The sequence below is a fragment of the Lysinibacillus sp. UBA5990 genome (assembly GCF_002429815.1).
In the GTDB taxonomy this organism is placed as follows: Bacteria; Bacillota; Bacilli; order Bacillales_A; family Planococcaceae; genus Lysinibacillus; species Lysinibacillus fusiformis.
Genome location: NZ_DJAY01000017.1, coordinates 1 through 12231, shown reverse-complemented (window position 1 = coordinate 12231; position 12231 = coordinate 1). Strand labels below are relative to the sequence as shown.

The window sequence follows — 12231 nt, the reverse complement described above, 5'->3', positions numbered from 1 at the left end:
ACGGTTTTTTTCTACCTAAGGAGAAACTATCGACATTCTACAATTGCAGCCTTCAGACATTTAGACAGTAGACTTTACCTTCAACAAGGTGGATTTAATTGTTATTGTAGCAGTAATTTTCTGGAGCGTATATTCATTGCTCATACGTTTATCAGGAAAAGCAAGAAAGCAAAGACTTCAGACATAAGAAGGCTTTGCTTTTCATGGTTAATTTGTGCCGCCATAAATAATCGTGACGTTAGGATGTTTCAATAATTGACTTGCTGGGAAATCTTCTGTTATATGGCCACTTTTCAATTTTTGGATGGCCGCCAGCTTCTTCTCACCAAAGGCAATCAGGACAATTTCCTTCGCCTTCATAATAGATTGAATACCCATTGTAATGGCATGTGTTGGGACTTCAGCTTCATCATCAAAGTAAATCGCATTTTCTGTTCTTGTCGACTCCGTTAATTCAACAATATTTGTCATAGAATCGAACGGAGTACCCGGCTCATTAAAGCCTATATGACCATTTACGCCAATTCCAAGAAGCTGTAAATCAATACCTTCTGCCGCATCAATTCTTGCATCATATGCCATGCATTCAGCAGCTAAATCCTCTGCCTCACCATTTGGCAAATGTATATTTTCTTGTTTAATATTTACATCATTAAATAAATTATTGTGCATAAAAGTCCAGTAACTTGCAGGACTTGTTCGCTTAAGACCTACATATTCGTCTAAATTAAAAGTTTGTACATCCTTAAATGATAATTGACCAGCTTGATGTCGCGCTACTAATTCTTTATACATTCCTACAGGTGAACCACCAGTTGCTAATCCGAGCACACTATTTGGCTTCTTTTGTATTTGCTTTAAAAAAATATTTGCGGCCACTTCGCTCATTTCGTCATATGTATTGACTTCTATCCATTTCATTTTCCTTATCATACCTACCTTAAATTCTTATTCATTAACTATATTGGAAAAGATTTCACTTTATAGTAGCTAATATATTAATTCTACAAGTTATTTAGCTATTTTTCTATCATTTCCCTCGTAATATTATGCGTGTATTCTGATGCTGTTTCGGTTATGTTATAAATAAGGAAGTGAGGCGATTTTATGAATGCACAGATTCAGCAATATTTACAGCATATTCAATTTCAAGGAACTTTAGAGCCTACCGTCCAACTTCTTGGACAGCTACAGACAAAGCATCTATTGACCATTCCCTATGAAAATTTAGATGTTGCCTTGAACCTCGGTATCTCATTCTCTATTCCTGATTTATTTCAAAAGATTATTATTGAGCGACGTGGTGGCAATTGTTTTGAACTAAATATTTTATTTAGCTGGCTTTTACGGGAGCTCGGCTTTTCAGTTACCAATCGCTATGCTCAGTTTTGGCGCAACGTTGAAGAACATACTCCTCCTGAAGATATACCCATGCATCAGCTATTACTAGTAAAGGATGCGAAACTATCCTATATTTCAGATGTAGGCGTTGGTGCTTTAGCGCCTTGTAAACCAGTACCATTAATTGCAGGATATCAACACCGAGAAAATCGAGAATTATATAAAGTAGAGTATGATGAAGAAAATGGTTGGATGCTTTTTGAGCAAACCAAGCAACAATGGCGTTTGCTCTATTGCTTTCATAATGACGCTAATGATGCAAAATTTGCCCCACGACTCTCTAAACAAAAAAATAAAATTGCCATGATTCGAACGGCTCGTGGTCGTCACACGATGATGAACAATGAATTTAGAATTTACGAAGGACAATCCTTAACTACCTATACGACAAACACTGAGAAGGAATGGTTGCAGGCCCTGCAGCGTTTTTTTCATATCTCTTTACAACAATAAAGGAAAGCGAGTCCATCAATGGCTTGCTTTCCTTTTCTGATTATTTCATTGTCCGATTGAGCAATTCAAAAACAACCAGATCATTGTGCATCTCCTTGACTAAACCAATATCATCTACGAAATAATAAGTTTTTACCACATTACTAAATTCTGACCTTTTCTCTACTATTATTACACCCGTATATTGCACTTCACCAGCTTGTACTGTGCCGTTAGTTGATTTTACAGTTACTCGTTCTCCTGCAGTAACTCCTGGATCATCTTCATGTAAAATAACACCTACTCTAAGTGGTAGTTCCATATATAAATCATAATGTGTGTTTGCGTCACCTGCAATGGCTTGACCATATGCCCGATCATGGCCATATAAAAGCTCATTAGAAAAAGTTTGTCCTGTACTTACATTTTTGACGGTCCATACATCATTTTTACCGTCATGTTGCTCATATTGATAGCTTAAAGTATAACGCTTATTGTCACTTAAAGAATAATAGGCATACGTATATACAAATGCTGGGTCCTTTAGCAAGTGTGGCTTAGAAAGAGTCATTGCTCGCGCCAAAAATGCTGAGAATTGTGCACGTGTAACAGGGTTATTAGGTTTAAACGCACCATCCCCATAGCCCCTTACTAAATGATTATGAGCCAGTGTTAAAATTTCTTTATAACCACTTGTCTGCTCCGTCACATCTGTAAAATAATACGGATCTGAGCCTTTTAATTGAAATGCCCTATTTAGCACAATAGCCATTTCTCCTCTAGTAATCGGCGCATCTGGATTAAATTTATGGGCTGCATCGAATATCCCTTTGTTTTGTACAGCAGCTATTTCTTTGTAGTATTGATTAGCCGATGTTACATCTTGATAGTGGGGGTTTTCTATGTTGATTGTATTTAGTCCTAAAGCACGTGTGAGCATGACAGCTACTTGTGCTTTCGTAACAAAGTCATTTGGCTTGAATAACTGATTTGAATAGCCCCTCACAATATCCTGCTCCACTAAATAATGTATTTCTGTCAGCAAAGTATCATCCGTTAAATCTCTAAAGCTGGCTGCCTGCACTTCCTTCGGTATTATGCCAATCGTTATCAGGAAAAAACATACTAATTTCAATATGTTCCTCACATTATCCCTCCTTCACCGATTCTTTACCCATAAAGACGTGTAGTTATGCTTAAAATGAAAAAAGACTCTACTGAAAGAGACTTTATGCGTTATTTTTATGTTGAATTAATCCGATTCCTAGACCAGTCGGATCCACCAAATAAGCAAGATAAAAGCCATCAAACTCCATTTTCTCACGCAAAATAGTAGCCCCGTTGCTTGTTGCCTGTTCGACAACTTCGTCAATTGCATCCACTTCAATTTGAATTCGTGTACCATGTGGATAGTCACTCGGACCTTTACTAATGCCACCATTAACCCCAATTTTGCTTTTTTGCCCAGTTGTAACTGGCCAATAATCCCAATTCGGGGCCGCTACCTCCCAGCCAAACACTTTGCTATAAAAAACTGCCGCTTTCTCCGGTTCCTGACTATTTAATTCAAAGCCAATTACTCTTCCCATACATATCCCCCTTTTTATTTTTGCATAACAAATAATTCAACAATTAATTGGATTTCCCTTCCAACTTTAGAAATTTGACAGTATTTCGAATAAAAAATTTAACTATTTAATTAGTTAGAAAATTATGTATAATTAAATTAGAACGATTATTCAAATCATTAAAGGAGTACAACATTGAATAAAAGACGCTATGACAGTGACAAGGCAAAGATTGAAATTATCAAACATGCCATCCAATTATTTTCTCAACATGGCTATAATCAGACATCTGTTGGTGATATTTCGAAAGCCTCTGGTTATAGCAAAGGACATATTTATTATCATTTCGAAAATAAAGAAAAGTTATTTGTGCTTTTAGCGCAGCAATCGATGAAAAATTGGCATGACAAATGGTTGCAACAAGAATCTTCATACACCACATCAACAGATAAATTATATGGTATGGCCATGCATGTCCTCTATGAGTATCAAACACCTTTACTAAAATCAGGACAAGAACTGGCATCTAACCCTAAATCAAGCCCCGATTCTATACAGCAGTTATTCAATTTAGCTATTACACCAATGAATGCTTATCGCGCAATTCTTCAAGAGGGCATCGACCAAAATGAATTTGTTCATGGCAATGTAGATACATGGACCGTCTTACTTGGCACATGGCTAGGTGGTTTATGTCAGCTGACCAATACTCAAAACTTGAAATCATTAGAACCACTCTTTCAACAGGCAATAACGATTTTCTTAAAAGAAATTAAAAAAGGTGGGATTTAAATGAAAGTTTGTTTAATAGGTGATAGCTTAACAAAAGGTCGTCCAGGCGTTTCATTTTATAATCTATTGAAACTTCAATATCCTCATATTTCATTCGATAATCTTGGAAATCCAGGCGAAACGATTAAAAGTTTATTTACTCGCTTGGAAAAAGCACCACTCCAATCTTCCTATGATCTCCTTATTCTTTGGATAGGCGTCAATGACGTCTATTCAAAATTATTAAAGGTGCAAGCACAACCAGTGGCGAAGGATCATATTGAATTCGAAGAGTACTGCCTAAAAGTATTAGAGAAAGCACATGTCGCTTCTAAAAATGTAGTGTTAGTATCTCCAGCATTAGTAGGAGAAGATCTTCAAAATCACTCCAACAAAGAAATAAAAGAGCTAACGTCCGTTATGGAGTCCATTGCATTGAAGTCCGGCAACATTTATTTTGTGAATATGCAAAATCTCTTTAAAGAGCATTTAGAACATTTGGAGTGCTCAGGCTTTGTTAATACGAATGTAATGAGAGTTCTACTAGATGTTTTATTTTACAAAAATCCTTTTCGTATCGATAAATTATCTCAAAAAAGAGGGCTACATGTAACTTTGGATGGCGTTCATTTAAATAGTAAAGGTGCTAATATAGTGGCACAGCAATATAGCTCTATCATTGAACTTTATGGAGAAGAAGGAGACACAATCGGGAGGTCCTAAGATGAGAAAGATTGCTGTTGTTACAGGTGGTGTATCAGGGATAGGAAAGGCTATTTGCCAAGAATTAATTACTCGCCATATTTTCGTTATTATTGCTGATATTCAAGAACATGAGGGTCGTATGTTAGAAGCAGAGTTAAATAAAGATGCTGTCCATACAAAATTTGTACCTCTAAATGTAACCAATTACAAAAGTGTAGCATCTGTCATTCATGATGTATTTGAAGAATTTCACCGTATAGATTATCTGTTTAATAATGCTGGTATTGCTATGTATGGGGAGATGGCTGAAACGACTATTGAGGATTGGAAGGAAATTATGGATATTAATTTATGGGGTGTCATTTATGGTACTCAAATAGGCTATCCGCTTATGAAAAAACAAGGTTTTGGACATATCGTCAATACCTCCTCTGCTGCAGGGTTAGGACCCTCTCCTTTTTCTACTGCCTACGCTACTACCAAACATGCTGTTATAGGACTAACAACCTCTCTACACTATGAGGCTGAGGAATTTGGGATTAAGGTGAGTACCTTATGTCCAACGTTTGTGGATACACCCATTTTCGATAACGCCAAGGCGATTCATATGGATAAATCAATTATCACCAAACTATTAAAGCAGCAAAAAATGATCTCACCTCAGCGAATTGCAAAAATGGCTATAGAAGGTGTTCATCAAAATAAGCCTATCATTTGTCCAATGCCCATGCGCAAAACAATGGATGTTATTTTCACTATTTTTCCTTTTCTACACAAAGCGTTAATGAGAATGGTTTGTAAAGTGAGTCGTAATGCACGTTTAACCTAACGTTACACAAGGCTCCCTACTCTTGGGAGCCTTGCCTATTTTATAATACGACACCATCGCTCATTTTAATAATACGATCTGTATAACCCAACATTTCTTCGTCATGTGTCACTAATAATGTTGTTATATTTAACGTTTTTGTTAATGTTCTTAACAACAACATAATTTCTTTAGAGCGCTGTGAATCTAAACTTGCTGTTGGCTCATCTGCAAACAATACTTTCGGTTGATGAATAATGGCACGAGCAATTGCTACACGTTGCTTTTCTCCACCCGACAAGGAAGAAGGATAAGCATGTTGACGATGTGCTAACCCAACTAACTGTAATAAACGATTTACTTCATGCTTTTTTTCATGTTTCTTCAGTGGCGACCCAGCAACATCCAACATTAATAGCAGCTGCTCCGCTACGGTAAGAAAAGGTACAAGATGTGCAAACTGAAAGACAAAGCCAAATTTACTTGCACGCAGCCCTCGTACCTGTTCCTCGTTCATAGCCGTTAAATTATGTCCCTCAAAAAGGATTTGTCCATCTGTTGCTTGTTGTAGTCCAGCAGCTATAGTTAATAGCGTGCTTTTCCCTGAACCAGATGCACCTACCAATGCTGTAATTTCTCCTTCTTTTAAGGATAAATTAATGCCTTTTAAAATTTCCTCTTCGACATCACCATTTTTAAACGTTTTTCTTACTTCATCAATCGTAAATAACGTCATGACTAAGCCTCCCCTTGGTGTATTGCTTGTAACGGTTCGATTTTTTTAATTTGTAGACCTGACAGTGTAGCTCCCACAAAACCAATGACAAGGAACACTAACGATAGTTGTATGGTTGTACCTAGGTTTAACGTAAATGGCATCTCCTTTGGCGCAACTATATTGAATAATTGGCTAAGGCTGACTGATAATACTAATGAAATGGCAGTAATAATCACCATCTGTGTCCAGATCATGTTAAATAACCTACTTGTTTTTAATCCAATCGCCTTAAGAATGCCATATAATCCAATCTTTTGTACATTCATCATATAGAAGAAAATAGCAAATAGCATACCACTAATGACAACTAAAAACCAAATTATCATATTTAAAGACATCTGTTCCGCACTGTAACTCGGGATAGCATTCAGAAATTCTTTATTGCTATAAGACTGTAGCCCCTCAAATTCCTTAGCCGTATTTTGGGGAACGAAAATTAATTGCATATCCTTTACCCGATACATTTCCTGATAAGCCTCTTTACTTATATAAGCAACAGGGGCATGGCTATATTTTTTTTGCTCCACAAAGCCTTTCACTATAAACTCTCCACTATATTGATTGTTCGTTAATATATCTCCAACCTTAATTCCTTTATCCTGTAGTGAGCTGTCTAACAGCACCTCACCATGTCGTACATTTCTAAATAGTGTTGATTCCGTCGACGTGACAAAGGCCACACTTTGCTGTTTATCATCCTGATCACTTAAAAAGCCCATTTGAATAGAAAAGGCAACTGCCTCCTTCTCCTCAGTCATGACTTCCTGTTGTAGATCGCTAGAGATTCTCGAAAGATTAAACGTCCCATCTGCATCCTCCGTCATGTAAAATTGCCCATGAGGTAAGTCTTTTATTAAAGCTGCATTATCCTGCGACAAGCCATTTGCCAAACCTGAAATAATAAACGTTAAAAAACTAACTAGGAAGATGATGGAGCCCAAGATTAAAAACCGTATTTTATTTTTCTTCATTTCTTTCCAGGCAAGATTCATCCTTAACCCCTCCATTTCTTTGATTATCCTTAGCTTAAAATTGTTACATGAACAGAGTATGAACTAATCGTTAAAAATGTAGGGGAAAACAAATAAACCGCTCTGAAGGAAAGTAATTTATCCTACAGAACGGTTTAGATCTTCACCTAAAAAAACTCATATAATCCATTTTTAAAGTAATTGAACTCGTTTTGATTAATTAACTTTCTCCCATACCCTTCATAAAAAAACTGCCTGTCTCTTTCAGTTTCAAAGGCATGTGGCTTAGGTCGTACAGCTAGCGCAAAATCGTATCGTGGATCACCGAATGCTCCACCACTCCAATCAATAATACCCGATATTTTCTGATTATGAACGAGAACATTATCGATTGTGAAATCACCGTGTATAAATGTTTGCTGAATAGGTTCTGGTTTATTTCTTTTTAAGTCATCTAACAACTCTGAAGTACCATCCACCTCAAAATTTTTAAGATTAAACTCTGCCTGACCTAACATATCATCGATCCAAACTGCAATTGTACCCTCCTTTATTTCATGTGGGCATGGCGTCGAATGAATTGCTGCAAGCACCTTTCCATAATGAAAGATGATTGCATGCCTGTTTTCCTCTTTAGTTTCATTCTCTAACGCCTGTCTAATCGTGCTTCCTTCTATATATTCCATCAATGCCCATGCCTGATCGTCTGATGGTTGTTCAACAAAACAATATAAACGGGGGACAGGTAAAGTAGAATTAGATAGATATTTTAGGACAGTCACTTCTTTCTTTAACCATGAGCCATATTGCTTTCCTTTGGTTCTCTTTAAAACGAAAGTGCCTCTTTCAGAAAAAAGGATTCCAACATCCGATGTATGCCCCTGTCTTGGAAAAGAAATGTGGGTAACTCCACCAACATAATCGAGTATTTCTTTAGGTAATTCTATAAGCTGTATCGGCTTCAACATGATCACCACCTAGTTTAAAAGTTAGAACAAATATTGTCATAAAAAATAAGAATGCTAATAGAAAGATTCTTGTTTTATTTCAAAATTTTTTAGTAAAATTTGTATGTCCAATCGCTAGCCTAATTAACTTTAGCATTTCAATAGTTTTCTTTTAATCTTGTCCGTTTTATACGTTTATAGTGTTTTTATATACTTTATGATGTTGCTGATATTTTCAGAATTATATTCCGTCTCTGATAAAAGATAGTATCCACTTTTCGAAAAATCAATGTGACCGAGTAAACTTTTTAAGTATGGAGAAATTAAAACCAAAACGCCATCATTTTCTAATAATTCCTCTGGAGATTCAAATCCATGAGTAACTTCTACGTTAAAAGAACTCAAATGATTCTCTTTCAATGAAATTTCTATACTTTTTTTTAATCTCGCTGACCTTTTCTTGAAGAAGAATCCTTCTCTATCTAAACCTGTGGCAAATCCCCTAAACCCCATTGCTAATTTTGGATAAATATATATTGTTTTCATTATGATCACTCCTTCTAAAAAGGTTTATGCCCCTTTAATACTAGTGCTATAAGTTATTGCGCTTTAGATTAATTTAATTTAATATACAAATGGTAACTAAACAACCAGTAACTTACAAGTAAAATTCTAAAAATTATTATTTGGATTCTTTATCCTAAAATCATGTGGAGAAGTTTTTTAGATAGCAAGTTTACGTATAAAGTACAAGGAGGGAGAATTTTATGGATTTTATCAGGAAATAAACCGCTTGGACATAATTTATTCCTTTCTGCTATTCCGGATTGTCTCTGATTCTATCTGTCCCTTATAGTAAGGGAAGAGGGTACGGAAGAAACCAGTAGAAGTCCTTGAAAAAAGTAGTTCAAAAATATTCAAGTAGGAGCGTGTAAAATGAATTTAAAAGAAAAGTTGATATTAATACAAGAAAATGGGTACCAAGCACCCCCTGATACATTCCAGTTGACACTAGAAATGTTACATAACATCGGTTCTTTAGATGCCCAACTACGTGATGAGCTAATTTATACAACCTTATCACATTGGATTCCTAATAGTTCTCTAACAGCAAACGAACTAGAACAACTTCTACCGGTTATTTTGGATAAAAATCATTTGCTTTTTAAGCTTGGTGAAACAAATACAGACTCTGTCTTCACTCGATCTTTTTCCATGCTAGTCATACCACTCCTCTTCACGAGGCATAGAGAATTTCCATTTCTATCAAGAGAGCACATTCATCAGATAAAAGAGAAAGTATTTTACAATGTACAAGGAGAGCGAGATTACCGTGGGTATGACGAAAAAAAAGGCTGGGCTCATGCTATAGCCCATGCAGCAGATGCTTTAGAAGATTTGGCTCAGTGTTCCGAACTGGATAAAAATGACCTCTTAACTATCCTCGATTTGGTTTACGAAAAGATGACCATAACAGACCGAATTTACTCCGATGGGGAAGATGAGAGAATGGTAAAATCCATAATTAGTGTTTTAAATAGAAAAATACTTAGTCAGACTTATGTAGAGCAATGGATTCAAAGTTTTGGGGATGTGGAGAAAAATTCAGAATTTCTCCCTGCCTTTAAGCAAAAAAATAATATTAAGAACTTCTTAAAAAGTTTATACTTTCGAGTTAAATTTTACAAAGTGGATGCCGTTCTCTGCTCGACTATCGAGCATACATTATATAAAGTAGAAAAAGTATACTATTCCTAATTAAAAAAATGAGGGGAAGACTCTTACTTGTCCGTCTCCACTTCAACATTTTCACAGATAATTTGATTTGTAGGGATTCAGATAGAGCACCATTCTACATGGTATGAAAGGAACGTTGAGGGTTAAAATTATCTTTGAAGCAAGCATATGCAAACCTACAATAATTAAGAGGTGCGGATAACTCACTCTCGTTCCCATAAAAATAAGCGCCTCCAATAGATATTAGGATACATTAGCCTAAATTCAATTGAAGGATGCTTTTTTGTTTTGTCTAATCCGAAGGGGTCAGTTCAAAAATAAACATGGTCTTTTCTGTTTTGCTTCCTTAATCACTGATCGCACTTGTGTAAAAACTTCTGTAAAATGAACCTGTCTGTATGTAAAATTTCTATAAAATGATTTCGATTCTTAGCGTTTTCTATCGTAACGCCAAAAACAAAAAGCTCACAAACCCTGTACTATCAAGGATTGTGAGCTTTCTAAACTTACTAAATGTAACGTATATGTACGTAATGATACCGGTGGTCGGGGTCGAACCGACACTCCAAAGGAACACGATTTTGAGTCGTGCGCGTCTGCCAATTCCGCCACACCGGCATAATGGAGATAAAAAAAATCGGATAAACCGATTAGCAGTTAAAATATGGAGGCGGCAACCGGATTTGAACCGGTGATAAAGGTGTTGCAGACCTGTGCCTTACCACTTGGCTATGCCGCCATCATACTTGGAGCGGAAGACGAGGTTCGAACTCGCGACCCCCACCTTGGCAAGGTGGTGTTCTACCACTGAACTACTTCCGCAAAAAAATGGCTGGGGTACTAGGATTCGAACCTAGGCATGACGGAATCAAAATCCGTTGCCTTACCGCTTGGCTATACCCCAACTATGGGGCGACTGATGGGAATCGAACCCACGAATGCCGGAACCACAATCCGGTGCGTTAACCACTTCGCCACAATCGCCATGATATTATAGTTATTATAAAATTTACTTTATACTTGAATGGGGCGACTGATGGGAATCGAACCCACGAATGCCGGAACCACAATCCGGTGCGTTAACCACTTCGCCACAATCGCCATAAAATAAATTGGCAGGGGCAGTAGGAATCGAACCCACACCAAAGGTTTTGGAGACCTCTATTCTACCGTTGAACTATGCCCCTATAAAAATAAAAAAAATAAAACTGGTGGAGGGGGACGGATTCGAACCGCCGAACCCTAAGGAGCGGATTTACAGTCCGCCGCGTTTAGCCACTTCGCTACCCCTCCGGGAATACATGGTGCCGGCGATAGGAGTCGAACCCACGACCTACTGATTACAAGTCAGTTGCTCTACCAACTGAGCTACACCGGCAAAAAAATGATGGGTCAGGACGGAATCGAACCGCCGACACTTAGAGCTTCAATCTAATGCTCTACCAACTGAGCTACTGACCCATATACTATAAAAAATGGCGGTCCCGACCGGGATCGAACCGGCGATCTCCTGCGTGACAGGCAGGCATGTTAACCGCTACACCACGGGACCATTTGGTTGCGGGGGCCGGATTTGAACCAACGACCTTCGGGTTATGAGCCCGACGAGCTACCACTGCTCCACCCCGCGATAATGATATATGTTGTTTTTAAAAATGGTGGAGGATGACGGGCTCGAACCGCCGACCCTCTGCTTGTAAGGCAGATGCTCTCCCAGCTGAGCTAATCCTCCATCTGGGTATAAAAATGAATGGTGACCCCTACGGGATTCGAACCCGTGTTACCGCCGTGAAAGGGCGGTGTCTTAACCACTTGACCAAGGGGCCTTCGTTTGGAATAATTAAAGTGCTGGCGGAGAGTAAGGGATTTGAACCCTTGAGACAGTGTTAACCGCCTACACGATTTCCAATCGTGCTCCTTCGGCCACTCGGACAACTCTCCAAGAATGGCTCCGAAGGCAGGACTCGAACCTGCGACAACCTGATTAACAGTCAGGTGCTACTACCAACTGAGCTACTTCGGAATAATTTTAATATACAGCCTAGCGACGTCCTACTCTCACAGGTGGAAGCCCCCAACTACCATCGGCGCTAAAGAGCTTAACTTCCGTGTT

At 37.8% G+C, this 12231-nt stretch carries 12 protein-coding genes, 16 tRNA genes and 1 rRNA gene; 5 read left to right on the top strand and 24 right to left on the bottom strand.

Annotated elements, in window-relative coordinates; translation table 11 throughout:
- Positions 1 to 207: 207 nt before the first annotated feature.
- Positions 208 to 921 (bottom strand): glucosamine-6-phosphate deaminase, encoded by a 714-nt coding sequence (gene nagB / locus B3D94_RS22635; protein ID WP_193833083.1) that lies wholly within the window; start codon positions 919 to 921, stop codon positions 208 to 210.
- A 186-nt stretch (positions 922 to 1107) separates the two neighbouring features.
- On the opposite strand from nagB, the gene B3D94_RS22630 reads away from it, so the two are divergent.
- Positions 1108 to 1854, top strand: a complete 747-nt coding sequence (locus B3D94_RS22630) for an arylamine N-acetyltransferase family protein (RefSeq protein WP_069482642.1) — start codon at positions 1108 to 1110, stop codon at positions 1852 to 1854.
- A gap of 40 nt (positions 1855 to 1894) precedes the next feature.
- On the opposite strand, the gene B3D94_RS22625 is transcribed toward B3D94_RS22630, so the two are convergent.
- Both B3D94_RS22625 and B3D94_RS22620 read right to left on the bottom strand, forming a co-directional pair.
- Positions 1895 to 2980: an S-layer homology domain-containing protein gene (locus tag B3D94_RS22625; RefSeq protein WP_291761056.1), complete on the bottom strand. Its 1086-nt coding sequence runs from the start codon at positions 2978 to 2980 to the stop codon at positions 1895 to 1897.
- Positions 2981 to 3062: 82 nt separating this feature from the next.
- The gene (locus B3D94_RS22620) at positions 3063 to 3422 is read right to left on the bottom strand and encodes a VOC family protein (RefSeq protein ID WP_291761053.1); all 360 of its coding nucleotides are present in this window, start codon (positions 3420 to 3422) and stop codon (positions 3063 to 3065) included.
- A gap of 174 nt (positions 3423 to 3596) precedes the next feature.
- Between B3D94_RS22620 and B3D94_RS22615 the strand changes: the two genes are divergently transcribed.
- Genes B3D94_RS22615 through B3D94_RS22605 form a run of 3 tightly spaced genes read left to right on the top strand, consistent with a single transcriptional unit; the run spans position 3597 to position 5706 of the window.
- Complete coding sequence (locus B3D94_RS22615; protein ID WP_069482645.1) at positions 3597 to 4193, top strand: TetR family transcriptional regulator C-terminal domain-containing protein; 597 nt, start codon at positions 3597 to 3599, stop codon at positions 4191 to 4193.
- A complete protein-coding gene (locus tag B3D94_RS22610) occupies positions 4194 to 4895 on the top strand; it encodes an SGNH/GDSL hydrolase family protein (RefSeq protein ID WP_069482646.1) in 702 nt (233 codons plus the stop codon).
- 1 nt (position 4896) lies between these two features.
- On the top strand, positions 4897 to 5706 hold the full coding sequence (locus B3D94_RS22605; RefSeq protein WP_069482647.1) for an SDR family NAD(P)-dependent oxidoreductase: 810 nt from the start codon (positions 4897 to 4899) through the stop codon (positions 5704 to 5706).
- Positions 5707 to 5746: 40 nt separating this feature from the next.
- Here B3D94_RS22605 and B3D94_RS22600 read toward each other — a convergent pair whose 3' ends face one another.
- The 4 genes from B3D94_RS22600 to B3D94_RS22585 all read right to left on the bottom strand — a co-directional run bounded on the left by B3D94_RS22600 (position 5747) and on the right by B3D94_RS22585 (position 8927).
- Positions 5747 to 6421 carry an ABC transporter ATP-binding protein gene (locus B3D94_RS22600; protein WP_291761047.1) on the bottom strand — a complete coding sequence of 225 codons (675 nt, stop codon included), beginning with the start codon at positions 6419 to 6421 and terminating at the stop codon, positions 5747 to 5749.
- A 2-nt stretch (positions 6422 to 6423) separates the two neighbouring features.
- Positions 6424 to 7455: an ABC transporter permease gene (locus B3D94_RS22595; protein WP_258270438.1), complete on the bottom strand. Its 1032-nt coding sequence runs from the start codon at positions 7453 to 7455 to the stop codon at positions 6424 to 6426.
- Positions 7456 to 7601: 146 nt separating this feature from the next.
- Positions 7602 to 8402, bottom strand: coding sequence for a phosphotransferase family protein (locus B3D94_RS22590; RefSeq protein WP_258270439.1), 801 nt, complete (start codon positions 8400 to 8402; stop codon positions 7602 to 7604).
- A 174-nt stretch (positions 8403 to 8576) separates the two neighbouring features.
- A complete protein-coding gene (locus B3D94_RS22585; RefSeq protein ID WP_193833092.1) occupies positions 8577 to 8927 on the bottom strand; it encodes a hypothetical protein in 351 nt (116 codons plus the stop codon).
- A 390-nt stretch (positions 8928 to 9317) separates the two neighbouring features.
- Here B3D94_RS22585 and B3D94_RS22580 point away from each other — a divergent pair, with 390 nt between their 5' ends.
- A complete protein-coding gene (locus tag B3D94_RS22580) occupies positions 9318 to 10139 on the top strand; it encodes a DUF2785 domain-containing protein (RefSeq protein ID WP_291761036.1) in 822 nt (273 codons plus the stop codon).
- Between the two features lie 516 nt (positions 10140 to 10655).
- On the opposite strand, the gene B3D94_RS22575 is transcribed toward B3D94_RS22580, so the two are convergent.
- The 17 genes from B3D94_RS22575 to rrf form a co-directional block, all read right to left on the bottom strand.
- Positions 10656 to 10736 (bottom strand) — tRNA-Leu (locus B3D94_RS22575).
- Between the two features lie 47 nt (positions 10737 to 10783).
- Positions 10784 to 10857: transfer RNA gene (locus B3D94_RS22570), tRNA-Cys, on the bottom strand.
- 8 nt (positions 10858 to 10865) lie between these two features.
- Positions 10866 to 10940, bottom strand: a tRNA-Gly gene (locus B3D94_RS22565).
- Between the two features lie 7 nt (positions 10941 to 10947).
- Positions 10948 to 11022: transfer RNA gene (locus B3D94_RS22560), tRNA-Gln, on the bottom strand.
- Positions 11023 to 11026: 4 nt separating this feature from the next.
- Positions 11027 to 11102: transfer RNA gene (locus B3D94_RS22555), tRNA-His, on the bottom strand.
- Positions 11103 to 11143: 41 nt separating this feature from the next.
- Positions 11144 to 11219, bottom strand: a tRNA-His gene (locus B3D94_RS22550).
- Positions 11220 to 11231: 12 nt separating this feature from the next.
- A tRNA-Trp gene (locus B3D94_RS22545) sits at positions 11232 to 11305 on the bottom strand.
- Between the two features lie 22 nt (positions 11306 to 11327).
- A tRNA-Tyr gene (locus B3D94_RS22540) sits at positions 11328 to 11411 on the bottom strand.
- Between the two features lie 9 nt (positions 11412 to 11420).
- Positions 11421 to 11496: transfer RNA gene (locus tag B3D94_RS22535), tRNA-Thr, on the bottom strand.
- 10 nt (positions 11497 to 11506) lie between these two features.
- Positions 11507 to 11579 (bottom strand) — tRNA-Phe (locus B3D94_RS22530).
- A 15-nt stretch (positions 11580 to 11594) separates the two neighbouring features.
- Positions 11595 to 11670 (bottom strand) — tRNA-Asp (locus B3D94_RS22525).
- Between the two features lie 3 nt (positions 11671 to 11673).
- A tRNA-Met gene (locus tag B3D94_RS22520) sits at positions 11674 to 11748 on the bottom strand.
- A 26-nt stretch (positions 11749 to 11774) separates the two neighbouring features.
- Positions 11775 to 11850: transfer RNA gene (locus B3D94_RS22515), tRNA-Val, on the bottom strand.
- A gap of 19 nt (positions 11851 to 11869) precedes the next feature.
- Positions 11870 to 11944 (bottom strand) — tRNA-Glu (locus B3D94_RS22510).
- Positions 11945 to 11967: 23 nt separating this feature from the next.
- Positions 11968 to 12059 (bottom strand) — tRNA-Ser (locus tag B3D94_RS22505).
- Positions 12060 to 12064: 5 nt separating this feature from the next.
- Positions 12065 to 12141, bottom strand: a tRNA-Asn gene (locus B3D94_RS22500).
- A gap of 16 nt (positions 12142 to 12157) precedes the next feature.
- A 5S ribosomal RNA gene (gene rrf, locus B3D94_RS23140) occupies positions 12158 to 12231 on the bottom strand; the annotation flags it as partial.

What these genes read in the sequence shown, in the direction of transcription:
- nagB (WP_193833083.1), bottom strand. Translation starts at nt 921, where the DNA reads ATGAAATGGATAGAAGTCAATACATATGACGAAATGAGCGAAGTGGCC.
- B3D94_RS22630 (WP_069482642.1), top strand. Translation starts at nt 1,108, where the DNA reads ATGAATGCACAGATTCAGCAATATTTACAGCATATTCAATTTCAAGGA.
- B3D94_RS22620 (WP_291761053.1), bottom strand. Translation starts at nt 3,422, where the DNA reads ATGGGAAGAGTAATTGGCTTTGAATTAAATAGTCAGGAACCGGAGAAA.
- B3D94_RS22610 (WP_069482646.1), top strand. Translation starts at nt 4,194, where the DNA reads ATGAAAGTTTGTTTAATAGGTGATAGCTTAACAAAAGGTCGTCCAGGC.
- B3D94_RS22605 (WP_069482647.1), top strand. Translation starts at nt 4,897, where the DNA reads ATGAGAAAGATTGCTGTTGTTACAGGTGGTGTATCAGGGATAGGAAAG.
- B3D94_RS22600 (WP_291761047.1), bottom strand. Translation starts at nt 6,421, where the DNA reads ATGACGTTATTTACGATTGATGAAGTAAGAAAAACGTTTAAAAATGGT.
- B3D94_RS22595 (WP_258270438.1), bottom strand. Translation starts at nt 7,455, where the DNA reads ATGAATCTTGCCTGGAAAGAAATGAAGAAAAATAAAATACGGTTTTTA.
- B3D94_RS22590 (WP_258270439.1), bottom strand. Translation starts at nt 8,402, where the DNA reads ATGTTGAAGCCGATACAGCTTATAGAATTACCTAAAGAAATACTCGAT.
- B3D94_RS22585 (WP_193833092.1), bottom strand. Translation starts at nt 8,927, where the DNA reads ATGAAAACAATATATATTTATCCAAAATTAGCAATGGGGTTTAGGGGA.
- B3D94_RS22580 (WP_291761036.1), top strand. Translation starts at nt 9,318, where the DNA reads ATGAATTTAAAAGAAAAGTTGATATTAATACAAGAAAATGGGTACCAA.